Annotated in this window: 21 protein-coding genes and 2 pseudogenes; 15 read left to right on the top strand and 8 right to left on the bottom strand. The window is 73.6% G+C overall.

Translation table 11 applies throughout. From position 1 onward, the window contains the following. Positions 1-106: 106 nt before the first annotated feature. Positions 107-1,138, bottom strand: coding sequence for a DUF8017 domain-containing protein (locus QQS16_RS08965; RefSeq protein WP_286061095.1), 1,032 nt, complete (start codon positions 1,136-1,138; stop codon positions 107-109). A 178-nt stretch (positions 1,139-1,316) separates the two neighbouring features. Between QQS16_RS08965 and QQS16_RS08960 the strand changes: the two genes are divergently transcribed. After that, positions 1,317-1,754: a DUF4442 domain-containing protein gene (locus QQS16_RS08960; protein ID WP_286066260.1), complete on the top strand. Its 438-nt coding sequence runs from the start codon at positions 1,317-1,319 to the stop codon at positions 1,752-1,754. A 383-nt stretch (positions 1,755-2,137) separates the two neighbouring features. On the opposite strand, the gene QQS16_RS08955 is transcribed toward QQS16_RS08960, so the two are convergent. After that, complete coding sequence (locus QQS16_RS08955; RefSeq protein WP_286061094.1) at positions 2,138-2,395, bottom strand: hypothetical protein; 258 nt, start codon at positions 2,393-2,395, stop codon at positions 2,138-2,140. Between the two features lie 498 nt (positions 2,396-2,893). On the opposite strand from QQS16_RS08955, the gene QQS16_RS08950 reads away from it, so the two are divergent. Both QQS16_RS08950 and QQS16_RS08945 read left to right on the top strand, forming a co-directional pair. After that, on the top strand, positions 2,894-4,807 hold the full coding sequence (locus QQS16_RS08950) for an RICIN domain-containing protein (RefSeq protein ID WP_286061093.1): 1,914 nt from the start codon (positions 2,894-2,896) through the stop codon (positions 4,805-4,807). 178 nt (positions 4,808-4,985) lie between these two features. Next, complete coding sequence (locus QQS16_RS08945) at positions 4,986-5,642, top strand: DedA family protein (RefSeq protein WP_286061092.1); 657 nt, start codon at positions 4,986-4,988, stop codon at positions 5,640-5,642. 115 nt (positions 5,643-5,757) lie between these two features. On the opposite strand, the gene QQS16_RS08940 is transcribed toward QQS16_RS08945, so the two are convergent. Then, the gene (locus QQS16_RS08940) at positions 5,758-6,288 is read right to left on the bottom strand and encodes a gamma carbonic anhydrase family protein (RefSeq protein WP_286061091.1); all 531 of its coding nucleotides are present in this window, start codon (positions 6,286-6,288) and stop codon (positions 5,758-5,760) included. A 123-nt stretch (positions 6,289-6,411) separates the two neighbouring features. On the opposite strand from QQS16_RS08940, the gene QQS16_RS08935 reads away from it, so the two are divergent. Further along, positions 6,412-7,176, top strand: a complete 765-nt coding sequence (locus QQS16_RS08935) for an acyltransferase (RefSeq protein WP_286061090.1) — start codon at positions 6,412-6,414, stop codon at positions 7,174-7,176. Positions 7,177-7,240: 64 nt separating this feature from the next. Then, a pseudogene (locus tag QQS16_RS08930) lies at positions 7,241-7,459 on the top strand (glycosyltransferase family 39 protein); the annotation flags it as partial. A gap of 121 nt (positions 7,460-7,580) precedes the next feature. Here QQS16_RS08930 and QQS16_RS08925 read toward each other — a convergent pair. Continuing rightward, a pseudogene (locus QQS16_RS08925) lies at positions 7,581-7,926 on the bottom strand (DMT family transporter); the annotation flags it as partial. Between the two features lie 137 nt (positions 7,927-8,063). Between QQS16_RS08925 and QQS16_RS08920 the strand changes: the two are divergent. Then, positions 8,064-8,636, top strand: a complete 573-nt coding sequence (locus QQS16_RS08920; RefSeq protein ID WP_286061089.1) for a helix-turn-helix domain-containing protein — start codon at positions 8,064-8,066, stop codon at positions 8,634-8,636. A 32-nt stretch (positions 8,637-8,668) separates the two neighbouring features. Then, positions 8,669-9,226, top strand: a complete 558-nt coding sequence (locus QQS16_RS08915) for a YbaK/EbsC family protein (RefSeq protein ID WP_286061088.1) — start codon at positions 8,669-8,671, stop codon at positions 9,224-9,226. A 62-nt stretch (positions 9,227-9,288) separates the two neighbouring features. On the opposite strand, the gene QQS16_RS08910 is transcribed toward QQS16_RS08915, so the two are convergent. Both QQS16_RS08910 and QQS16_RS08905 read right to left on the bottom strand, forming a co-directional pair. Beyond that, a complete protein-coding gene (locus QQS16_RS08910; protein WP_286061087.1) occupies positions 9,289-10,503 on the bottom strand; it encodes a 4-hydroxybenzoate 3-monooxygenase in 1,215 nt (404 codons plus the stop codon). Between the two features lie 73 nt (positions 10,504-10,576). Continuing rightward, entirely contained in the window at positions 10,577-10,984 is a 408-nt protein-coding gene (locus QQS16_RS08905; RefSeq protein ID WP_286061086.1) for a CoA-binding protein, read from the bottom strand. Between the two features lie 241 nt (positions 10,985-11,225). Here QQS16_RS08905 and QQS16_RS08900 point away from each other — a divergent pair, with 241 nt between their 5' ends. The 5 genes from QQS16_RS08900 (at position 11,226) to QQS16_RS08880 (ending at position 17,716) form a co-directional block, all read left to right on the top strand. Further along, positions 11,226-12,041, top strand: coding sequence for a hypothetical protein (locus QQS16_RS08900; RefSeq protein ID WP_286061085.1), 816 nt, complete (start codon positions 11,226-11,228; stop codon positions 12,039-12,041). Next, positions 12,038-12,580: a SixA phosphatase family protein gene (locus QQS16_RS08895; protein WP_286061084.1), complete on the top strand. Its 543-nt coding sequence runs from the start codon at positions 12,038-12,040 to the stop codon at positions 12,578-12,580. Before QQS16_RS08900 ends, QQS16_RS08895 begins: the two co-directional genes overlap by 4 nt. A gap of 28 nt (positions 12,581-12,608) precedes the next feature. Continuing rightward, on the top strand, positions 12,609-13,235 hold the full coding sequence (locus QQS16_RS08890; protein ID WP_286061083.1) for a YigZ family protein: 627 nt from the start codon (positions 12,609-12,611) through the stop codon (positions 13,233-13,235). Positions 13,236-13,361: 126 nt separating this feature from the next. Further along, entirely contained in the window at positions 13,362-14,525 is a 1,164-nt protein-coding gene (locus QQS16_RS08885) for an exonuclease SbcCD subunit D (RefSeq protein WP_286061082.1), read from the top strand. Next, the gene (locus tag QQS16_RS08880) at positions 14,522-17,716 is read left to right on the top strand and encodes an AAA family ATPase (RefSeq protein WP_286061081.1); all 3,195 of its coding nucleotides are present in this window, start codon (positions 14,522-14,524) and stop codon (positions 17,714-17,716) included. The genes QQS16_RS08885 and QQS16_RS08880 overlap by 4 nt, the downstream gene beginning before the upstream one ends. A 2-nt stretch (positions 17,717-17,718) precedes the next feature. Here QQS16_RS08880 and QQS16_RS08875 read toward each other — a convergent pair whose 3' ends face one another. After that, a complete protein-coding gene (locus tag QQS16_RS08875) occupies positions 17,719-18,165 on the bottom strand; it encodes an Lrp/AsnC family transcriptional regulator (RefSeq protein ID WP_286061080.1) in 447 nt (148 codons plus the stop codon). Between the two features lie 236 nt (positions 18,166-18,401). Between QQS16_RS08875 and QQS16_RS08870 the strand changes: the two genes are divergently transcribed. From QQS16_RS08870 to QQS16_RS08860, 3 genes are all read left to right on the top strand, one after another. Further along, a complete protein-coding gene (locus tag QQS16_RS08870) occupies positions 18,402-18,932 on the top strand; it encodes a rhodanese-like domain-containing protein (RefSeq protein ID WP_502963895.1) in 531 nt (176 codons plus the stop codon). Between the two features lie 43 nt (positions 18,933-18,975). Continuing rightward, positions 18,976-19,491, top strand: coding sequence for an immunity 21 family protein (locus QQS16_RS08865; protein WP_286061078.1), 516 nt, complete (start codon positions 18,976-18,978; stop codon positions 19,489-19,491). Positions 19,492-20,374: 883 nt separating this feature from the next. Further along, complete coding sequence (locus tag QQS16_RS08860) at positions 20,375-21,226, top strand: SDR family oxidoreductase (protein ID WP_286061077.1); 852 nt, start codon at positions 20,375-20,377, stop codon at positions 21,224-21,226. A gap of 50 nt (positions 21,227-21,276) precedes the next feature. Here the strand turns inward: QQS16_RS08860 and QQS16_RS08855 are convergent, their stop codons facing one another. After that, entirely contained in the window at positions 21,277-22,968 is a 1,692-nt protein-coding gene (locus QQS16_RS08855) for a DUF885 domain-containing protein (protein WP_286061076.1), read from the bottom strand. Positions 22,969-22,983 lie beyond the last annotated feature (15 nt).

The raw sequence follows: 22,983 nt of genomic DNA, 5'->3' as shown, positions 1-22,983 counted from the left end.
GTTCCGTTCGGGCGGGGCCCGCGTCACGCGCGCCGGTCCCCGTCCGCCCGCGAACGCCTCGGCCCCCGGCCGGGGCCGGGGGCCGGGAACGGGAGCGGTCGCCCGCTCAGCCCGTCGGTTCTCCGTGCAGCCGTACCGTGCTGAGGATCTTCATGATGGTCGCCTCGGGAACCTCTTCCTTGACGCCCTTGGCGCCGTAGAAGTTCCACGACACGAAGTCGCCGGCCGAGTTCTTGAAGCCGAAGGTGATCGCCTTGCCGTCGGTCACGCACTTGCCCTTGGCGGGCGTGTCGGTCGACGACGCCCAGGAGTAACTGCCCTTGACGCCGGACGCGGTGGTGTAGGGCGTGGCCTTCTTGTCGGCGGTGATGGCCTTCTTGTCCGGCTGCGTGTAGCCGCCGTAGACCCACCAGGCGGGGGTGTTCAGGGCGACCTCGTCGGTGTCCTTGGCGCCGTTGGCGCCCTTGGTGCCGGTCGCGGCCAGGGACATGGTGTCGGTCCGGCCGTCCTTGTCCTCGTCGGACTCGCACCACTTGGACTTGAGGATCGCCGGCGCCGACATCGTGATGATCGGCTTGAGGTCGTCCGAGTTCTCCTCCTCGAACGCGACGGCCGAGGTCGGGGACTGCACCTCCCAGTCGGCCGGAACGTCGAAAACCGTGCCCCACTTGGGGTTGACGACGACCTTCCAGCCCGCGACGGTCGCCTTCTCGCCCTCACCGCCGCGCGGATTGTCCTCGGAGGCGGACGCGCTCGGCTCGGTGGACGAGCCCGGCTCGGTGGACGCGCTCGCCGACGGCTTGGAGTCCTTGCCGCCGTCCGCCTCGTCGTTCTCGTCCCCGCCCAGGACCAGGAAACCGGTCACGCCGGCCGCCACGATCACCGCCAGGGCCGCCACGATCGCGACCACCCTGGTCCGGTTCCCGCCGCCCCCGCCGGCCGGTGGCTCGGGCGCGCCCACCGGTCCCGGTGCCCCCCACTGCGGCTGCTGCGCATAGGGGTTGGGCTGCGGGAGCCCGGGCTGCTGGAAACCGGGCTGCTGATACGGATTCGGCTGCTGGTACCCCGGCTGCTGGTACGGGTTGTTCGGCTGCTGCGGGTTCTGCTCGCCCCCGGGCGGCTGCTGTCCTGGCCACATGGGCAGCCACCCTAGTGCCGCCAGGGACACGATTCGGTCACTGCCCCTTGTCAGGGACGTAGCAAAATCCCCGCCCGCCGACGGTCACCACCGGGCCGCAGCGATACGGCCGTCGTCCGACAGGCCTGGTCAGATGATGCTACTCATGGGTAACCTGCCCCTCATGAGCACAGACCAGATGTCGATCGGCGAGTTGCTCGCCGCCACGGTGCCGATGGTTCGGACCCTGAACCTGGAGTATCTGGAGACCACGCCGGAGAAGGCCGTGCTGGCCCTTCCGGACCAGGGCGAGTACCGCAATCACGTGGGCGGGCCGCACGCCGGGGCGATGTTCACGCTGGGGGAGTCGGCCAGCGGCGCGATCGTGCTGGCCGCCTTCGGGGACCAGCTCTCGCGTGCCGTACCGCTTCCGGTGACCGCCGAGATCGCGTTCAAGAAGATCGCTCTGGGGCCGGTCACGGCCACCGCGACGCTCGGGCGCCCCGCCGCCGAGATCGTCGCCGAGCTCGACGAGGGCAAGCGGCCGGAGTTCCCGGTGACCGTGGCCATCCAGCGGGAGGACGGGGCGGTGGCCGGGGAGATGACCGTCGTGTGGACCCTCCGCCCCAACGGCTGAGCGGCAGCCGGCCGGACACCGCTCCGGCCGACCGGGCCGTATGCCGACCGCGGTCGGGTACGGCGACCGGGCCGTACGCCGCCGGAGCAACGTACGAACGTGCGCCGACCCGCACCCCCTGCTCCGCCGCTCGCCCCTGACCGTCATGGCGTCATGGCCCCGGGGCCGCGCGCCGATCGACGGCGAGGCGCGGCCGGCCGGATGGCGTCCGGAGTGGCGGGCCGCGGAACTCCCTGGGCCTCGAAGCCCGCAGACCGGCGGTCGCCGATGCCGCTCCCCGCTCCCCGCTCCCGGTCTCCCGGCCCCGGCTTCCCGCCCCCGGCCTTCCGTTCGTGGCCTCCCGGCCCCGGCCTCCCGCTGCCGCCGGGGTTCGCGCCGTCACGTCAGGCCGTGATCCGGCGGTGGCCGGCGGTCCCGTCGCGCTCCGGGCGGGTGACGAACTCCTTGAGCCGGGCGACGAACGCGAGGCCGAAATCCGGGCGGTCGCAGGCCGGCCGCACCATCGTGCGCAGATGGTCCGCCGTGCCGCCGGTGCCGTGGCGCAGCCCGCCGAAGGCGGCCCCGTGAACCGGGCCGCCCGCGGCGAACTGGAGCAGGCGCTCGCCGCGAAGGGCGACGCGGTACGGCGCCGTCCGCGTCACCGGTCTCGTCGAGAGACCGTCACCCCAGCCGCGCCGAGCGTGTACGCGGTGGTCGGGCGGTGCGCGACCCGAGGCCTTCGACGCGCTGGAGCGCACCCCGGCCGGCCGTGGCGGCGAGATCCAGCTGAGCGACGCCAGCGAGGACGACAGCGCCTCCGGAGAAAACCTCAGAGTGCGCTGGGGCGCCGGCCCGGAACTTGGAGATTTCGTGTGCCAACGGGACTGGGTCGTACACAACTTGATGTGCGGACTCCGGAATTTTTCGAATGCGGGTGCGGATACCGGCGGTAACTTTTCTGAAGTGTCTCCGTTTTGAACAGTGGACAGTCGAACTTCTTGTTTCCTGTGCATCAATTGTGCGAAAGTAAGCGGCCCCCAGCCGACCGCTCCATAACCGACCCGCGCCTGACGTGGCGTAGGTACGCACCAATCAGGCACCTGCTTTCCTACGGACACGCAGAGGGCATGCCGTCCGGCGGATTGGAAGGAAATGGTCCAGTGCAATCCCCGTACCCACCCCGTCCCCCGTACGCGCCCCGTCCCGGATCGAGTCCCGGGCAGTCGGACCGCGAACTCGTCGCCCGGCTGGGCGGGAGCACGCCGGACGGTCACGCCGTAGGACTGCTGATGGCCCGGCACTGGCGGGCGGCCTACGACTACGCGGTGATCTGCCTGGCCTCGTCGCAGGACGCGGCGTTCACCGTGACCGCCGCCGCGTTCCACCGCGTGCTCGGCCGGGCCGGCGGAGGTGCCGTACGGCCCCAACTCCTCGGGGCGGTACGGGAGACGGTGAAGGAGTGGGCCGCGGACGACCGGATATCCGCCGTCCTGCCGGAACTCCGCAAAACGACCGGCGGTCGCGGTCTGCGTGCGGCCAGGTCGGTCACCCCCGAAAGGCGGCAGCTCGCCGAGCGCGCATTCGCGTCTCTTCCGGGAGCTTCCCAATGCCTGCTCTGGCACACGGAGGTCGAAGCCGAACCCATAACCGTTCCGGCCGGTCTGCTCGGAGTGGACACGGCCAGGGCGTCGGCCGCGCTGGAGCAGGCGCGCGAACAATTCCGGGCGGGATGCGCGCGGGCCCACCGGGAACTCGCGCCCACCCGGGAATGCCGCTTCTACAACCGTCTCCTGGAAGTCCCCATGCGTCGTGGCGGAACCCTGCTGCCCGACGTCCGACGGCATCTGGCGGCATGCCGCTACTGCCGGCACGCCGCCGAGCAACTCGGCCATTTCGACGACGGCCTGGACGTACTGCTCGCCGAGACCGTGCTCGGCTGGGGCGCCCGCCGCTATCTCGACTCGCGGCCCGGCCGGGGCGGGTCCGCGACGGCGCGGTCCGCACGTTCCCTCGTGCGCCCGGCCGTGCGGCCGAGGATCGGCGGGCGGCACCGTCCGGCTTCGGCGGGCTCACTCGCCCCGGCCCGCAGGCACACCCGGACCGTGCTCGTCGGCGCGGGCCTCACCTCCCTCGCCCTGCTGGCCACGGTGCTCGCCGCCCGGAGCTGGTCCGACGAGGGCGGTGTCCCCGAGCCCGGCGCCACCTGGGGGGCGGTGAGCGGCCGTTCCGTCTCTCCGGGGTCCCCGGGCGGCTCGCCCGGCACCACCTCCCCGTCCGCCGCCTCCGTCGGACATCCCGCCGCGGTCGGGCACGGCAGGCTCCGCAACCCGGTCGCCGGCCTCTGCCTCGACCTGCGGGACGGCCGGACCGCGGACGGCACCGCGACCGTCCTGGCGGCATGCTCGTCGGCCCGCTCCCAGCAGTGGTCGTACCAGAACGACGGGTTGCTGCGGTCCGTCGCGGATCCCACCCGCTGCCTCGATGCCGACGCCGACGAGGACACCGTCGTCCTGGCCGACTGCCTGGTGCACGCCGGTGAGGTGCGCTACGACCTCACCGTGCGGGGCGAACTGCTGCTGCGCCGCGGTGGCGGGCTGCTCGTCGCGCCCGGGCCGGGCCGGACCGTGGTCGTCGCCGAACGCGACGGAACCGCCGGACAGCGGTGGGTGCTGGAATCCGCGAGCGACCGGCCCGGGTCCCCGCGGAGCGACGTGCCGCCCGGCGCCGGCGCACCGGAGGGCTCGCCCGCACAACCCGACGCACCCGGGTCCGCCCCGTCGCCGCCCGGGACCGGCGCTCCGCGCACGTCCCCCGAGGCTTCCGGGACGCCCGACGCCTACCAGCATCCGCCGGCCGAGTCGCAGGGGCCGTCGGAGCAGTACGAGACACGGGTCGCCCAGGTCGGCTGCTGCGCCGCCGCTCCCGAGCCGACGGCCCCGGCGGACGAGGGGGCCGCCGCCGTGGGCGGCGTCGTGGGCACTCTGGTGGACGGCGTCGCGGGCGTCGCGGTCTCGACCGCCGGAACGGTCGTCACCGGGACGGTCACCACCGGGCTCGGCTCCGCGCTCCCTTAGTACCGGACCGGTCACCTGGTACCCGACCGGTCGCCTGGCTGGTACCGGGCCGGTCGCCGCCGTGACCGGTGGGACGCCTGGGGCTCCCGGTGACCCGGTAGGCTTCCCGGCGTGCGTCCGGCAGGGACGTATGCCGGGAATGCCGGGATTACAGGGAAGCGATTGGGGAGGACCGGCGTTGCACGTCCAGGAATGGCTCGACACGGTGCCCGCGGCAGCCGTCTACGCCCTCGTGGGGATCGTCATCGGCCTGGAGAGCCTGGGCATCCCGTTGCCCGGCGAGATCATCCTGGTCTCCGCGGCGCTGCTGTCCTCGCAGCACGCGGGCATCGACCCGGTGATCCTCGGCGTGTGCGCCACCATCGGAGCGATCGTCGGCGACTCCATCGGCTACGCCATCGGCCGCAAGGGCGGACGCCCCCTGCTGGCCTGGCTCGGCGCTAAGTTCCCGAAGCACTTCAGCGAGGGGCACATCGCCACGGCCGAGCGGTCCTTCGAGAAGTGGGGCATGTGGGCGGTCTTCTTCGGCCGCTTCGTCGCCCTGCTGCGGATCTTCGCCGGGCCGCTGGCGGGCGTGCTGCGGATGCCGTACTGGAAGTTCCTGATCGCCAACGTGTTCGGCGGCATCCTGTGGGCGGGCGGCACGACCGCGGTCATCTACTACGTCGGGATCGTCGCGGAGTCGTGGCTGAAGCGGTTCTCGTGGCTGGGCCTGGTGGTGGCCGTGCTGGTGGGGCTGACGTCGATGCTGGTGCTCAAGCGCAAGGCTAAGCAGGCGACGAGCGAGCGGCAGACGGTCGGAGCCGAGCCGGAACCCGTCCCGGCCGCCGACTGAGACCCGGCCTCGCGGACGTGAGACGCGCCGTCCCTTCCGTTCCCGGACGTGAGGCGTGCCCTCGCGTGCCGTCCCCTTCGCTTCCCCGAAGGTGGGGCGTGCCGTCCTCCGGCGCTCAGCCCTCGTGGACGTCGCTGTGCGCCTTGGCCAGGTCCGCGTACAGCGTTCCGTTCAGCGTGACCCCCTGACGCTCCTCCTCCGTCAGCTCCCGCTTCACCTTCGCCGGGACGCCCGCGACGAGTGAGCCCGGGGGCACCCGCATCCCCTGCGGGACCAACGCCTGCGCGGCGACCAGTGATCCGGCCCCGATCACCGCCCCGTTCAGCACGGTCGCGCCCATCCCGATGAGACAGTCGTCCCCGACCGTCGCCCCGTGGACGACGGCGTTGTGGCCGACGGAGACCCGCTCGCCGATGGTGAGGGGGAAGCCGGGGTCGGCGTGCAGCGTGCAGTTGTCCTGGATGTTGCTCCGCGCGCCGACGGAGATCCGCTCGACGTCGCCGCGTGCCACCGCGCCGTACCAGAGGCTCGCGCCCGCCTCCAGCGTCACGTCCCCGATCACGGAGCACGTGGGCGCCACGAACGCCTCCTCGTGGATCCTCGGTTCCTTGCCGCCGATGCCCGTGATCAACGCCTTGTGCGCCATGGCCCTCTCCTTGTTGTCGACACCCCGCACCGTACGCCGCCTCGATCATGCTCCACACCGGTGGGGCGAAGATCACAGCTCCCCGAACTCTTGGGTTCACGTCACGCTGAGTACGGTGAGCGGGTGCCGAAGCGCAAGAACACGTTCTCATCATGGCGGCGCCGCGCAGTGCAGCGGGCCGTGCACGCCGGGTGGGCCTGGGTGCAGCGCACCGGCTCCGTCACCGCCGAACACCCGGGCCGCTTCCGCTTCGGCGCCCTGGGCCGGGGCACCCGGCTCGCCTTCCCGCTCGGCACGGTCTTCGGCGAGCCGTGGATCCAGCTGGGCGCCCACTGCATCGTCGGCGAACAGGTCACCCTGACCGCGGGTCTGATGCCCGACCTCGACCTCGGGCCGGACCCGATCCTGCGCATCGGGGACGGAGTCGTCCTGGGCCGCGGCAGTCACGTCATCGCGGACACGACGGTGACCATCGGCAGCGACTGCTACTTCGGGCCGTACGTCTACGTCACCTCCACGAACCACTCCTACGACGATCCGCACGAACCCATCGGCAAGCAGTGGCCGCGGATGGAGCCCGTCGAGATCGGGCCGGGCTGCTGGATCGGGACCGGTGCGGTGATCCTGCCGGGGGCGCGGATCGGACGGAACGTCGTGGTGGCGGCCGGTGCGGTGGTGCGCGGCCTGGTGCCCGACCACGCGGTGGTGGCGGGCGCGCCGGCGCGGGTCGTACGGCGCTGGACGTCCGCCGACGGCTGGCAGCCGCCGCTGAGGACCCCGGCACCGGTGCCGATCCCAGCGGGCGTCACCCCCGAACAACTGCTGGCGCTGGCCGACTTGACCGAGGAGGGCGTGGCCCGGCTCGCCGAACTGGACGCCGACGCCTAGATCGTGTTCCGCCGGTGACCTGTCTGGTCGGCCGTCCGGGCAAGTCGCGGGCGGCCATCCGACACGTTGGGCGGTGGCTTCGGTGGCCGCGACGACGTGCGTATCGCCATTGATCCTCTTCGGCCACAGCCAGTCCGCCCAGACATCCTGGATACCGCCGCGGACCTGGCCCATGATGATCGGCCCGGCGGTCCTGCCGGCGATCGGGGGGTTCGGAGTCCTGCTGGACCGATCTCGCGCAGGACGACTGTCGGCGGCGGCCGTCGGATTGCCGCTGCTCGCTGACGGCATGTGGCGAAGTCCGGCGAGGAGGCACTCGCCGGACTCCGGTGCGTGCCGCGACCCTGACCTGACCTGACCTGACCTGACCTGACCTGACCTGACCTGACCTGACCTGACCTGACCTGCACTGGACCGGGCCGCTCGCCGAGGAACGGGCCCACGCTCACCGGGACGGCCACGCTCAGGGTGGCGAGCGGGGAGACCATGCCCATCGGGCCGAGCGCGAGCGCCTGGGAGAGGCAGAACAGGGCGACCGGCCCCGCCAGGCCCGCCGCGCAGGCGAACCGCAGCCGCGGACCGGCCTCGCTCCAACCTCCCGGGGCCGGCGCGGTCACGCCGAGCACGGCCGCCGCGACGGGCCGCGAGGCCACGACCACCGTCAGCGCCGGGGTGCGCCGGGTCGGCACCGCCGCCGAAGTCGGTCGGCCCCCGCAGCACGCCCGTGGCCAGGGCGAAGAGTGCTGTCACAGCCTCCTCGCAGTACAGTTCGGTGAACGATCGGGTGCATCACACCATAGTGCAGCCAGTTGAACTATGTCGTTCATGGCATTGGACTCCGGGAAGTGAGTCCTGGACCCAGCACCCGAGAACCTGGACGGAGGAACGTGTCGGACCTCGACCTGCTGACCCAGTCCCTGGCACGCAACGTCAAGCGCTGGCGCACCGAGCGGGGTTTCACCCTGGACGCGCTCGCCGCCCGCGCCGGGGTCAGCCGCGGCATGCTCATCCAGATCGAGCAGGCCCGCACCAACCCCAGCATCGGCACGGTCGTCAAGATCGGTGACGCGCTCGGCATCAGCATCACCACCCTGCTCGACTACGAGCAGGGGCCGAAGGTGCGGATCGTCCCGCCCGAGCAGGTGGTGCGGCTGTGGCACACCGACGCGGGCAGCTACAGCCGGCTCCTCGCGGGCGCGGAGGCGCCCGGCCCGCTGGAGATGTGGGACTGGCGGCTGATGCCGGGCGAGAGCAGCGGGTCCGACCCGCACCCGACGGGCGCGGTCGAGATCGCCCATGTCACGGCGGGTGAACTGGCCCTCACCGTGGAGGGCGTGGAGTACCGCGTCCCGGCCGGCTCCAGCGTCACCTTCGAGGCCGACGCCACGCACACGTACGCCAATCAGGGCGACGTCCCGACGCGGATGGTGCTGACGGTCTCGGTCCCGGGCGTGCGCTGAGACCGTCCGGTCCGTCCTGTTAGCGTGCCGTCATGGACGCACCCATCGGACACTTCGACGACGCCACGCCGGCTCCCGACCGCCTCGACGAGCTGACCCGCCCGGTCGCCGACGCCGTACGCCACTGGAGCGGCAGCGTCCCCGCCGAGCAGATCGTCTACGTCGACACCGACCCGCAGTGGGCCGACACCGCCGTCTTCGTGGAGCACTACGGCCGGGAACTGCTGGAGCAGTCGGCGAACTGTGTGGTCGTGGCCGGAAAGCGGGGCGGCGAGGTCACGTTCGCCGCGTGTGTGGTGCTGTCCACCACCCGGGTCGACGTCAACGGCGTCGTCCGCCGCCAACTCGGCGCCCGCAAGGCCTCGTTCGCCTCGATGGACACCGCGACGGGGGAGACCGGCATGGAGTACGGCGGCATCACCCCGCTCGGACTGCCGCGCGACTGGCCGGTGTTGGTCGACTCGGCCGTCGTCGACCTGCCCTACGTCCTGGTGGGCAGCGGTCGCCGGCGCGGCAAGCTCCTGGTCCCCGGAAAGGCGTTCGCGGAGCTGCCGGGCGCGGTGGTGCTGGAGGGGCTCGGAGTCGCCTGAGCCCAGGCCGGATGGGCCGTGGCCGTACTGAGGGGCGCGCGGCGGCGGGCGGACGGCTCCGGTCAGTAGGCGGGGGCCGTTCCGAGGTACTGCTCGGCGAAGGCCGCCGCCGCGGCGGGGGAGGTGAACAGCCGCCGCAGGCGGGCGAAGGCGGTGCCCGCCCGGTACGCGTCGCCCGACGAGGTCCCGTGGTACACCTCGGACAGCCACTGCGAGAACTCCTGGTAGTCCCACACCCGTCGCAGACACGCCTCCGAATAGCCGTCCAGGCCGCTCTCCTCGCCGTCCGTCAGGTACGCCGCGAGCGCTTCACCGAGCAGGAAGGCGTCGTGCAGGGCGAGGTTCATGCCCTTCGCCGCGATCGGCGCGGTCAGGTGGGCGGCGTCACCGGCGAGGAAGAGCCTGCCGAAGACCATCGGTTCCACGACGTGGCTGTGCATGTCGAGGACACGCTTCTCGATCAGCCGGCCCTCGATCAGCGGGCCGGTGTCCGTCGCCGCGAGCCGCTGCCGCAGTTCCGACCAGACCCGTTCGTGGGACCAGTTCTCCGGGTCGTCGCCGGGCGGACACTCCAGGTAGTAGCGGGTCACCTCGGGGCTGCGGGCCATGTGCCCGGCGAAACCGTTCGGATGGATGCCGAACACGACGCAGTCGTTGGACGGCGGTGCCTCGGCCAGCAGCGCCAGCCAGCCGGTGCCGTAGTCGTGCCGGGCGATCCGCGCGTGCGCGGGCAGCGCGGTCCGCGTCACGCCGCGCGCCCCGTCACAGCCGGCGACGAAGTCGCACCGCACGACCTCGTGTCGCCCCGTCCCCGCGTCGACGTACGACACCGACGGCTCGTCCGTGTCCAGGTCGTGCAGCTGGACGTCCCGCACGCCGAACCGTATGGCCCCGCCCCGCGCGTCCGCGTACTCGCGCACCAGGTCGGTCACCAGCAACGGCTGCGGGTAGATGAAGTGGTGACGTCCCGTCAGTTCGCCGTACGAGAAGCGGAATCGCTCCCCGGCGAACCGGAACTCGCAGTCGGTGTGCAGCTGCGCCCGCTCCAGCAGGGTGTCGGCGAGACCGCGTTGCTCGAGTCCGCGCACCGCCCACTCCTCCAGGACGCCCGCCCGGGGCCGCTGTTCGATGAACTCGCGCGTCTCGGTCTCGAGGACGAGGCAGTCGACGGAAGCGGCCCGCAGGATGTTGCCGAGGGTGAGCCCGGCGGGCCCGGCACCCACGACGACGACCGGAAAGCGTTGTGGGGCACGGGAGTTGGGGGTGGTGGAGGTCACCCGAGCATTATGTCGGGACCACGCGGGGTGGGGAGTACCCGCTCCCGGGCGCCCGTGGTCACATGAGGAGTGCTCAGCCCAGGCGGGGGATCTCGATGGCGGGGCAGCGGTCCATCACCATCTCCAGGCCCGCCTCCCGGGTGCGTGCGAACGCGGCCTCGTCCACGACACCGAGCTGGAACCAGACCGCGCCGGCGCCCTTGGACACGGCCTCGTCGGCGACCGCCCCGGCGAGGTCGCCGTTGACGAACACGTCGACGACGTCCACGTCGAAGGGGATGTCCGCGAGCGAGGCGTACCCCTGCTCGCCGTGCACGGTCTCCGCCTTGGGGTGGACCGGCACGACCCGCTTGCCGTAGCGCTGGAGCACCTCCGCGACGCCGTACGCGGCGCGCCGCCGGTTCGACGACAGACCGACCACGGCCCAGGTGTCGCCGAGCTCGGTGAGGATCTTGCGGACCGTCGCGTCGTCGCCGTACACCGTGGATCTCCTCGGGGCTCGCGGAAGGGCTGGCATACGGGGAACAGCGGACGGCTCCCGCGGATTCCCGGGGGTGCGCCCGTGCCGTACGGCGGTCGTGTCCTCTCGTGCGGCTGTTGCGGCTGTTGCGGCTGTCGCGGCTGCCGGGGCGGGGCGTGGGCGCCGGTCCCACCCGCGTCGCCTTGAACGCCTGTTCGGGTGAACGGTGGCGCGGTGACGTCCGCGCGCCTACGCTCGGGCCGTGCTGCGCATCCATGACGTCCGGACCGGCAAGTCCGTCGAGGCCGCACCCGCCCGCCGCGGCCTGACCAGGGTCGAGGCTCATACGGCGGGCCGCGACCCGAGCGCCCTGCGTGTGCTGCTGGTCGCCGACATCCTCATCCGCGCTCTGGAACTGGGCGGTACGCCGGTCTGGGCGGTGCTGAACGGAGACCGGCGACCGGAGCTGAGAGCGGCCACCGCGGCCCTCGGTATCCGCCCCTTCGAGGACGACGGGGAGGCCGGGGCGGGTCTGGGCGAGGCGCAGGTGATCCACGTGGTGGGCGAGGGCGCGGACACGGGTGAGCGCGGGACCGGGCCGGACACCGCTCGCCCGGCGTCCGTCACAGCCGGGGCCGACGCCGCCACCAAGTCCCCCGGTGGCCTCCGTGTCTCCGTCGCCTCCGTCGACACGGCGGGCGCGGGGATCGTCGAGGGTGCCGACGGGATGCCGGAAGGCGCCGACCCGGCCGTCGTACGTCTGGCGCTGCTGTCCCGGCGGCGGAGCGTGCCCGTGCGGCTCGACGCCGAGGCGCTGGAGGAGGCCCGCGACACCCTCGCACGCTGGCGACGCGCGGTCGCCGGCTGGGCGCGGCTGCCGTCCCGGGCCGTTCCGGAAGAGGTGCGCACGGAACTCCGTGCCGCCTGGGAGGACGACCTGGACGTGCCCGCCGTGCTCCGGGTGCTGCGGCGGGTGGAGACCTCGGACCTGCCCGAGGGCGCCCGCTTCGAGACGTACGCCTACGCCGACCGGCTGCTCGGCCTCGAACTCACCCGCGACCTGGGGGCTCCGGCGTGACCGCCCGGGCCGGAGCGGGCCCGCTGCGGCACCTGGTCGTGCTGCGGCACGCCAAGTCCGCCTGGCCCGACGGTGTCACCGACCACGAACGCCCCCTGGCGCCGCGTGGCCGCCGGGACGCCCCGGCCGCGGGCCGGGCCCTCGCCGACGCCGGCCTGCTCCCCGGCCTCGCCCTGTGCTCCACCGCCGTACGCGCCCGCCAGACCTGGGAACTGGCGTCCGCCCAGTGGGCCACGCCACCGCCGGTGCGCCTCGACGCGCGGCTGTACGGGGCCGGCGTACCGGAGCTGCTGGACGTCCTGCGCGCGGTGCCCGCCGAGGTCGACACCCTGCTGCTGGTCGGGCACAACCCCGGCCTGGAGGACCTGGTCCTCGACCTGGCCGGGGACGGCCTCGACGACACCCTGGACGAGGTCCGCCGCAAGTTCCCCACCTCGGCGATCGCCCTGCTGGCCTGGCGGGGCACCGACTGGCGGGACCTCGCACCGGGAGCGGCACTGCTGACGAACGTGCTCGTCGCGCGCGGGCAGCGGCGATGAGCCGGCGGCGTGCGCATAGGCTGGCCCGATGCAGGACGAGTACCGCACAGTCGCCCGCGCGGGAGCGCACGAGACCGAGGTCAACCGCTCCCGCTTCCTGTGCGCCCTCGCCCCGGCGGCCACCGAGCGGGAGGCTCAGGACTTCGTCGCGGCCGTCCGCAAGGAGCACGCGGACGCCACGCACAACTGCTTCGCGTACGTCATCGGCGCCGACGCCGCCGTCCAGAGGGCGAGCGACGACGGCGAACCGGGCGGCACGGCCGGCGCCCCGATGCTCCAGATGCTGCTGCGCCGGGACATGCGGTACGTCGTCGCCGTCGTCACCCGCTACTACGGCGGCGTCAAGCTCGGCGCGGGCGGACTGATCAGGGCGTACGGCGGCGCGGTCGGCGAGGCGCTCGACACTCTCGGCACGGTCACCCGCCGCCGGTTCCGGCTCGCCACGGTGACGGTCGACCACCAGCGGGCGGGCAAGGTGCAGAACGACCTGCGCTCCACGGGACGCGAGGTACGGGACGTGCGCTACGGCGAGGCCGTCACGATCGAGATCGGGCTGCCGGACACCGACGTGGCCGCCTTCCGTGCCTGGCTCGCGGACGCGACCGCCGGGACCGCCGGGTTCGAACTGGGCGGCGAGGCGTACGGGGACGCGTGACGGTCCCGGGGACGCGTGATGTTCTGTGTGAAATGGACATAACGGGCTTTTGTGAAACCTGTCATGACGGGCCGATACGGGAGTAACCGCCCGTGGTGTCAGACCCGGCCGTTAGTCTCGGGGATCATGAGGCTGTTGCACACGTCCGACTGGCATCTCGGCAGGGCGTTCCACCGGGTGAACATGCTCGACGCCCAGGCCGAGTTCATCGGCCACCTCGTCACGACCGTGCGCGAGCGCGGCGTGGACGCGGTGGTCGTGTCGGGTGACGTGTACGACCGCGCGGTGCCGCCGCTCGCCGCGGTCGAGCTGTTCGACGACGCCCTGCACCGCCTGGCCGGCCTCGGCGTACCCACGGTGATGATCTCCGGCAACCACGACTCGGCCCGCCGCCTGGGCGTGGGCGCGGGCCTCATCGACCGCGCGGGCATCCATCTGCGCACCGAGCCCTCGGCGTGCGGCACACCCGTGGTCCTGGCGGACACCTTCGGCGAGGTGGCCTTCTACGGCCTGCCCTATCTCGAACCCGCCCTGGTCAAGGACGAGTTCGCGGTGGAGAAGGCGGGGCACGAGGCCGTGCTCGCCGCCGCCATGGACCGGGTCCGCGCCGACCTCGCCACCCGCGCGCGGGGGACGCGTTCCGTCGTCCTCGCGCACGCCTTCGTCACCGGCGGCGAGGCCAGCGACAGCGAACGGGACATCACCGTCGGCGGGGTGGCCGCCGTGCCCGCCGGGGTCTTCGACGGCGTCGACTACGTGGCCCTCGGGCACCTGCACGGCAGCCAGACCATCACCGAGCGCGTGCGCTACTCCGGCTCCCCGCTGCCGTACTCCTTCTCCGAGGCCGGCCACCGCAAGAGCATGTGGCTCGTCGACCTGGACGCCGGGGGAGCGGTCACCGCCGAGCGCGTCGACTGCCCGGTGCCGCGCGCGCTGGCCCGCCTCCGCGGCACCCTGGAGGACCTGCTCGCCGATCCGGCACTGGCCCGGCACGAGGACGCGTGGGTCGAGGCGACGCTCACCGACCCGGTCCGGCCCGCCGAGCCCATGGCTCGGCTCGTCGAGCGCTTCCCGCACACGCTCAGCCTCGTCTTCGACCCCGAGCGGGCCCCGGACGACCCCGCCGTGTCGTACGCCAGACGTCTCGCCGGCCGCAGCGACCAGGAGATCGCGGAGGACTTCGTGGCCCATGTGCGCGGCGCCGGACCCGACGCGCGCGAACAGGCGGTGCTGCGGGACGCGTTCGACACGGTGCGCGCGGACGCGGTGGTGCGGGAGGTCGCGCGGTGAGGCTGCACCGGCTGGACATCACCGCCTTCGGGCCGTTCGGCGGTTCCCAGACCGTCGACTTCGACGCGCTGTCGGCGGCCGGCATCTTCCTGCTGCACGGGCCGACGGGCGCGGGCAAGACCTCCGTCCTGGACGCGGTGTGCTACGCGCTGTACGGCACCGTGCCCGGCGCCCGGCAGAGCGGCCAGGGGCTGACCCTGCGCAGCGACCACGCGCCCGTCGGCACGCGCACGCAGATCCGTCTCGACCTGACCGTGGCGGGGCGCCGGCTGGAGATCACCCGGCAGCCGCCCTGGGAACGCCCCAAGAAGCGCGGCTCGGGCACGACCCTCGACAAGGCCCAGAGCTGGCTGCGCGAGTACGACGCGGCGGGCGGTGCCTGGAAGGACCTCAGCCGTTCGCACCAGGACATCGGCGAGGAGATCACCCAGCTGCTCGGGATGAGCCGGGAGCAGTTCTGCCAGGTCGTCCTGTTGCCGCAGGGCGACTTCGCGCGCTTCCTGCGCGCCGACGCCGAGGCACGCGGCAGGCTCCTCGGCCGCCTCTTCGACACCCACCGCTTCGCCGAGGTGGAGAAGCGGCTCGCCGAGCGCAGGCGGATGGCCGAGGCGGCGGTACGCGACGGCGACGCGGAATTGCTGGCCGACGCGCACCGCATGCAGCAGGCGGCCGGCGGTGCCATGGAGCTGCCGGAGCTGGCCCCGGGCGAACCGGGCCTGGCCGACGCCGTCCTGAGCGCCGCGGCCGTCGCCCGCAGCACCGCCCGCGAACTGCTGACCATCGCCCACTGCCGCCTCACGTCCGCCGAGTCCGCCCAGGCGGCGGCCGCGCGCGACCTGGCCGAGGTGCGCGAACTGGCCCGCCTCCAGAGGCGGTTCGCTGAGGCACGGGAGCGGGCCGCGCGTCTGGAGGAACGCGTCGAGGCCTACCGGGAGGCACAGGCGCGCATGGAGCGGGCCCGCAAGGCGGAGGCGGTGGCGCCCGCCCTGGAACTGCGGGAGGCGGCCGAGGCCGACCACCGACGGGCGGCAGCCGCGGAAGCCCGCGCGCGGGCGCTGCTGCGGGATGCGCTGGGCCAGGGGGACGGAGGGCCGGAGGGCGCCCGTACCGGCACGCACGAGGGTGTCCGGCCGCAGGGCGGGGGCGCAGGTACGGGCACGGTCGCCTGGCCGGAGGGCGCCGATGCCGACGCGCACTCCGCTGCCCGGCCGGAGGGCGCTGCCCCCGGCACCCGGGCCCCCGTCCACGCCCTTGCCGATGCGCGGGGCGCTTTCGCGGACGCCGGTGCCGCCGGACTCGCCGCCGCCGCGCGCCGTGCCGCCGAGGAGCTGGGCGGGTTGGAGTCGGCGCGTCGAGCCGAGCGTCGGCTGGCGGAACTCGTCGCGGAGCGCGGTGATCTGGACCGCCAGGAGCGGGCCGACGAGGACGTCCGGCAGGAGGCGGAGGTCTGGCTCGCCGGGTGGGAGGCGACCCGGGCCGGGCTCCAGAGCCGTATCGAGTCCGCTCAGGAGGCGGCCGCCCGGGCCGAACAACTCGCCGTGCAGCGCGGTCCGGCCCAGCGCAGGCTCCAGGCGGCCCGGCAGCGCGACCAGTTCGCGGGCGACACCGACGCCGCGCAGCGGCAGGCTCTCGCCGCGGCCGAACGCGCCGTCCGGGCCCGCGCCCACTGGCTCGACCTCAAGGAACAGCGACTGAACGGCATCGCCGCCGAACTCGCCGCGAACCTCGCCGAGGGCGAGCCGTGCGCCGTCTGCGGAGCCACCGAACACCCCGCCCCGGCCCGCAAGGTCGCCGGGCACGTCGACCGCGAGGCGGAGGAGCGCGCCCTCGCCGCCTACCAGCGGGCCGAGGAACAGCGCACCGAGGACGAGCGCCGCCTGGGTGTCGTACGGGAAGCCCTGGCCGCCGCCACCGCCGAAGCCGGGGACACACCGACCGCGGACCTCGCGGCCGAGGCGGAGGAGTTGGAGCGGCTGTACACGCGAGCCCGCCGCGACGCCTCCGGGCTGCACTCCGCGCACGAGGAGCTGCGGCGGGCGGAGGAGGAGCACGAGCAGCGGACCGCCGCCCACCAGCAGGCGGCCGTGCGAGCCGCGGCCCGGGTCGGCCGGCGTGAGCGGCTGGACCGGGAGAAGGCCGCCCTGGACTGCGAACTCGCCCAGGCGCGCGGCGCCGCCGACAGCGTCGCCGCGCGGGCCACGCAACTGGAGCGGCGGACCGCCCTGCTCACCGACGCCGCCGACCGCGCGCGAGTGGCCGAGGACACCGCCCAGCGCCTCAAGGACGCCGACGCCCGGCTCTCCGACGCCGCCTTCCGGGCCGGCTTCGACACCCCGCAGGCCGCGGCCGCCGCCCTGCTCGACGACTCGGCCCACCGGGCACTCCAACACCGCCTGGACGCCTGGCAGGCGGAGGAGGCGGCGGTACGTGCCGTCCTCGCCGAGGCCGACACCGCGGCCGCCGCCCAGCAGCCGCCCGCCGACCTCGCCTCGGCCGAGCGGGCCGCCGCCGCGGCGGCCCAGCGGCTGCGCGAGGCCGCCTCCGCCCGTGACGCCGCGCACCGGCGCCGCACCGACCTCGACCGCCTCTCCGCGCGCGCGGCCGCCGGTGTACGACGGCTGGCACCGCTGCGCGCCGAGTACGACCGGGTGGCCCGGCTGGCCGGTCTCGCCGCGGGCACCTCGGCCGACAACGAACGCAGGATGCGCCTGGAGTCGTACGTCCTGGCGGCCCGGCTGGAACAGGTGGCCGCCGCCGCGACGCTGCGGCTCCAGCGCATGTCCTCCGGCCGGTACACCCTCGTCCACTCCGACGGCCGCACCGGCCGGGGCCGCAGCGGCCTCGGACTGCACGTCGTCGACGCCTGGACCGGACGCGAACGGGACACGGCGACGCTGTCGGGCGGCGAGACCTTCTTCGCCTCGCTCGCCCTCGCGCTCGGCCTCGCGGACGTCGTCACCGACGAGGCCGGCGGGGTGCGGCTGGACACGCTCTTCATCGACGAGGGCTTCGGCAGCCTCGACGACCAGACGCTCGACGAGGTCCTCGACGTGCTCGACTCCCTGCGTGAACGGGACCGCAGCGTCGGCATCGTCAGCCATGTCCCCGATCTGCGGCGGCGCATCCACGCCCAGCTGGAGGTGGTGAAGGGCCGCTCGGGCTCCGTACTGCGGCAGCGCGGCACCGGCTGAGGTCAGCGGCCGAGCGGGCGCCGGGGCAGCGGGGACGAGTAGACCACGCTGGTGGTGACCGAACCCAGCGTGCCGATCCGGCCCGTCACCTCTTCGAGATGGCGCATGGAGCGTGCGGCGACCTTGATGACGAAACAGTCGTCACCGGTGACGTGGTGCGCCTCCAGGATCTCGACGGTGGCGTCGACCAGGTCGTGGAACGGCTTGTAGTTCCCGGTCGGATAGCGCAGACGCACGAACGCCAGGATCGGCAGGCCCAACCGGTCGGGGTCCACCACGGCCGCGTATCCCCGGATCACGCCCGCCTCCTCCAGCCGCCGCACCCGCTCGGTCACCGCGCTCGGGGACATGGACACGGCACGGGCCAACTCGGCGAAACTGGCCCGGCCCTCCCGCTGGAGGACGTCGAGGATGCGCCAGTCGGTGGCGTCCGGGGAAAACGCGGTCATGCCCGAGGGATAGCAGGGGAATCACCGGCGGAGCAAGCGGTACGCCGGGGATCACGCCTTCTGGAAGGTGACCGACGACCGTAGATTTCTGATCACCGCACCGCGGCGCCCCGACCCGACCGCAGCACACCGCACCGCGCAGCACCGCGCCGCGCAGCACCGCACCGCATTGCATCCCCACGGCATCGCATCGCCGGCGAAAGGGCCACCCCATGAGCGTCAGCAGCACCACGACCATGCCTGTCGACCCCGCTAACCCCGCCAACCCCGCTAACCCCGCTAACCCCGCCAACCCCGCCAACCCCGCCAACCCCGTCCTCCGGGTCGCCCCCGCGCCCCCGGCCGAGGCCGCCGCCCACTTCCGCGCGAGCCTCGCCTTCCACGCCGACGTGTCCGACGTCGCCGCCGCGCTCGCGGGCGACGGCGACCCCGGGTTCGTCGTCCTGGACTCCCGCTCCACCGAGTCCTGGGACCAGGGGCACATCCCCGGCGCGATCCATCTGCCCACCGCCCTCATCCCCGCACAGGCGGAGGGAATCCTCGACAGGAACGTGCCGGTCGTGACGTACTGCTGGGGTCCCGGCTGCAACGGCGCGACCCGGGCCGCGCTCGCCCTCGCCGAACTGGGCTACCAGGTCAAGGAGATGCTCGGCGGGTTCGAGTACTGGGCACGCGAGGGCTTCGCGTTCGAGACCTGGGAGGGCCGCGAGCGGCGGACCGCCGACCCGCTCACCGCTCCGGCGGACGCGGAGAACTGCGGTTGCTGAGGCCCCAGTCCCGTGAAATGGGTGGGCGTGTAGGTTCTGCCGCATGGTGCGATACGCGGATCCGGGCGCGGTGGAGTGGGTCGAGTCGGGCGGCGGGCCGCTCATAGCGGTGCCGGAGACGGTCCTGCCGTTCTGGGCGGGAGCCGACGGGGACGAGATCGCCTCGGACTACGACCGGGCCTGCGAGGTCGACGGAACCGTGGGGCTGCTCCCGGTCGGGGACTCGGCGGCGCTGGTCCTCGGGGACGAACCCGCCTCCACCGCGTTCCTGCCCGACCACGAGACCTTCGTCCGGTGGGGCGCCGCCGACTCCGAGGCCGACCTGCTCGCCGGAGTGCCGACGGCTCTCGCCACGGCGGACTGGGAGGACGAGGTGCGCTGGACCGTGCCCGGACCGGTCGTCCTCTTCGACGCGGCCTGGCCGGGCCACGACTCCACGCGCGCCGACCACGTCAGGGTCGTCCTGGATCCGGGCAGCTACGCGGTACGCGCCGCCCAGGTCCAGCCCGGCCCCGAGACCTGGCTCAGCCTCGTACAGCTACGGCGCCTGCCGAACTGACCTCGGCGGAGAGAGCCGTCCTGAGAACACGGGCCACACGTGTCGGGGGCGATGACGCGGACTCTCGCTCCGCGCGACCGCGGTGGCCGCGTGTCCACCCCGGGGCGTGCGGAGTCGCCGACGGCGCGGGCTCTTGCCCGGCGGGACCACGACGGCCGCGTGCGCGGGGCGACGGCGGGGAGTCTTGTTCGCGCGACCGTGGTGGCCGCGTGCTGGGGCGACGGCACGGAGTCTTGCTCCGCGCGACCGCGGTGGCCGCGTGTCCACCCCGGCCGTGTGGTGGCCGCTTGTCGCTGTCGGCGCGGGCTCTTGCCCGGCGGGACCACGACGGCCGCGTGCGCGGGGGCGACGGCGGGGAGTCTTGCTCCGCGCGACCGCGGTGGCCGCGTGTCCACCCCGGCCGTGTGGTGGCCGCTTGTCGCTGTCGGCGCGGACTCTTGCCCGGCGGGACCACGATCGCCGCGTGCCCGGGGCGACGGCGGGGAGTCTTGCTCCGCGCGACCGCGGTTGCTGCATGTGCGGCACGGCCGTGCGGGCCGCTTGTCGAGCGCGACGGCGTGGACTCTTGCCCAGCTCACCACGGTGACGCGTGTCCGCCCCGGCCGTACGGTCACCGCGTGTCCACTCGGACCACGCCGCCGCCCCCTGTCCAGCGCGACGGCGCGCACGCCCCGAGCCCAGCAGCCCGCCAGTCCGACGGCGGACGTGGTTTCGGCGGCGCGTCCGAGTGCCGCAGGTCCGTCCGGGCGCAGGCCCGTCGCCTGGGGCGCCCGGGAGCGTCGTCCCACCGTGCGCACACCGTCTCCCCAGTCCCGCCGTGCGTCGCTCGCGGCGTCCGGAATTGGCGTGCGAGTCCACCCCGGCTCCGCTCATCATGGGCCCCATGCCTCGGCCTACGCATCCCGGTCCCACTCCCGAAGAGTTGCGTCGTGACCCCTTGCCGTTGCGCGGCCGGACCGCCCTGGTCACCGGGGCCAGTCGGCGGGCCGGTATCGGGCATGCCGTGGCGCGACGGCTCGCCGCCTACGGGGCGAGCGTCTATCTGCACCATCACGTCCCGCACGACGAGGAGATGCCGTGGGGTGCCGACCGTCCCGAGGAGGTGGCCGCCTCCGTGCGGGCGGCGCTCGCCGATCCGGACGCCCGGGTCGTGTCGGGGCCCGGTGACCTGTCCGACCCCGCCGTGTCCGGGGAGTTGATCGCGAGCGCGGCCTCGGCGCTCGGCGGGCGGCTCGACATCCTCGTCGCCAACCACGCCCGCAGCGGCCTCGACGGCACCCTCGACACGATCGACGCCACGATGCTCGACGCGCACTGGGCGGTCGACACCCGCTCGGTGCTGCTGCTCGTGCAGGCCTACGCGCGGCTGCGCGCCACGCTGCCGCCGGGCACCCTGGGCGGCCGGGTGGTGATGATGACGTCCGGTCAGGACCACGGCGCCGGCATGCCCGGCGAGATCGCGTACGCCCTCCAGAAGGGCGCCCTCGCCTCCGTCACGCGTTCGCTGTCGACCACCCTCGCCGAGCACGGGGTCACCGTGAACACGGTCAACCCCGGTCCCGTGGACACGGGTTACCTGACCGGTGAGGCGTACGAGGCCGTCGCCGCGATGTTCCCGGCCGGCCGCTGGGGCATGCCCGACGACCCCGCCCGCCTCATCGCGTGGCTGGCCACGGACGAGGCGGGCTGGATCACCGGTCAGGTCATCGACTCGGAGGGCGGCTTCCGGCGCTGACCCCGGGTCCGGGGCACGGCCCGGCACCGGTCGGCCGCCTCACTCGCGGATCAGAGGGCGGACAGCTCGTCCACCAGGTCGTCCAGGCCCAGCGAGCCCTGGGACAGGGCCGCCATGTGCCAGGTCTTGAGGTCGAAGGCGTCGCCGTGCCGCTCGCGTGCCTTCTCCCGGCCGAGGAGCCAGGCACGCTCGCCGAGCTTGTAGCCGATCGCCTGCCCCGGGATCGTCAGGTAGCGGGTCAGCTCGCTCTCCACGAAGTCCGCCGGACGGCTGCTGTGCGCGCCGAAGAACTCCTGTGCCAGCTCCGGCGTCCAGCGCTCGCCGGGGTGGAAGGGGGAGTCCGCCGGGATCTCCAGCTCCAGGTGCATGCCGATGTCGACGATGACCCGGGCCGCCCGCATCATCTGCGCGTCGAGATAGCCGAGCCGCTGCTCCGCGTCCGTGAGGAAGCCGAGTTCGTCCATCAGCCGCTCCGCGTACAGCGCCCAGCCCTCCGCGTTGGCGCTCACCATGCCGATGGATGCCTGGTAGCGGGAGAGGTTCCCGGCGACGTGCACCCACTGCGCGAGCTGAAGGTGGTGGCCCGGGACGCCCTCGTGGTACCAGGTGGAGACCAGGTCGTAGACCGGGAAACGGGTCTGGCCCATCGTCGGCAGCCAGGTCCGGCCCGGACGGGAGAAGTCCTCCGACGGGGGCGTGTAGTAGGGGGCCGCCGCGCCACCGGGCGGGGCGATGCGCGACTCGACCCTGCGCACCCGCTCGGCGAGTTCGAAATGGGTGCCGTCGAGCGCGTCGATGGCCTGGTCCATCAGGCCTTGCAGCCAGTCCCGCACCTCGTCGACGCCCTCGATGTGCTTGCCGTGCTCGTCGAGGTGGGCGAGCGCCACCCACGGCGTTGGGGCATCGGGCAGGATCTTCTCCGCCTCCCGCGTCATCTCGGCCAGCAGCCGGTGGTACTCGGCCCAGCCGTACGCGTACGCCTCGTCCAGGTCGAGGTCGGTGCCGTTGAAGTAGCGCGACCAGCGGGCGTACCGCTCACGGCCCACGGTGTTCGGGGCGCCCTCGATCGCCGGCGCGTACACGTCACGCATCCAGTCCCGCAGCTCGGCCACGGCGGCGGTCGCCGCGCGGGCCGCCTCGTCGAGCTCCGGACGCAGCGCCTCGGGGCCCGCCGACGCGAAGTCCTCGAACCAGCCGGTGCCCTTGCCGTCGGTGTCCGCCCATTCGGCGAGCTGGCCGACGAAGGTGGCGGTCGGTCGCGGACCGGCGTACAGCCTGCGCTCCAGGCCCAGCGCGAGGGAGGCGCGGTAGCCCGCCAGCGCGGCCGGTACCGCGCGCAGCCGCTCGGCGACCGCCGCCCAGTCCTCGTCGGTCTCGGTCGGTGTGACGGTGAAGACCTCGCGCACCGAGTGGGCGGGCGTGGCCAGGTTGCCGACCGCGCGCAGGCCCTCGTCGGCCTCGTGCACCCCGAGTTCCGCGGTGAGCCGCTCGCGCAGCAGGCGGGCGCACCGGCGTTCGATGTCGCTGTCCGCGCCGGGCTGCCGCTCGGCCTCGTCGAGCCGCGCGAGGGTCCGGCGCGCCAGCTCCGCGAGCGCCTCCTGGCCCGCGGGCGACAGATCGGGCAGACGGCGTGAACTCTCCCGCACACCGAGGTAGGTTCCGGTGACCGGGTCGAGGGCGATGAGCTCGTCGACGTAGGCGTCGGCGACCTCACGGGGCAGCGGGCTCTTGGTCTCTGACATGCGGTCCATCCTCGT

The sequence above is a fragment of the Streptomyces sp. ALI-76-A genome (assembly GCF_030287445.1).
In the GTDB taxonomy this organism is placed as follows: domain Bacteria; phylum Actinomycetota; class Actinomycetes; order Streptomycetales; family Streptomycetaceae; genus Streptomyces.
The sequence above is the reverse complement of the archived record's forward strand: the minus strand, read 5'-3'. Positions and strand labels throughout refer to the sequence as shown.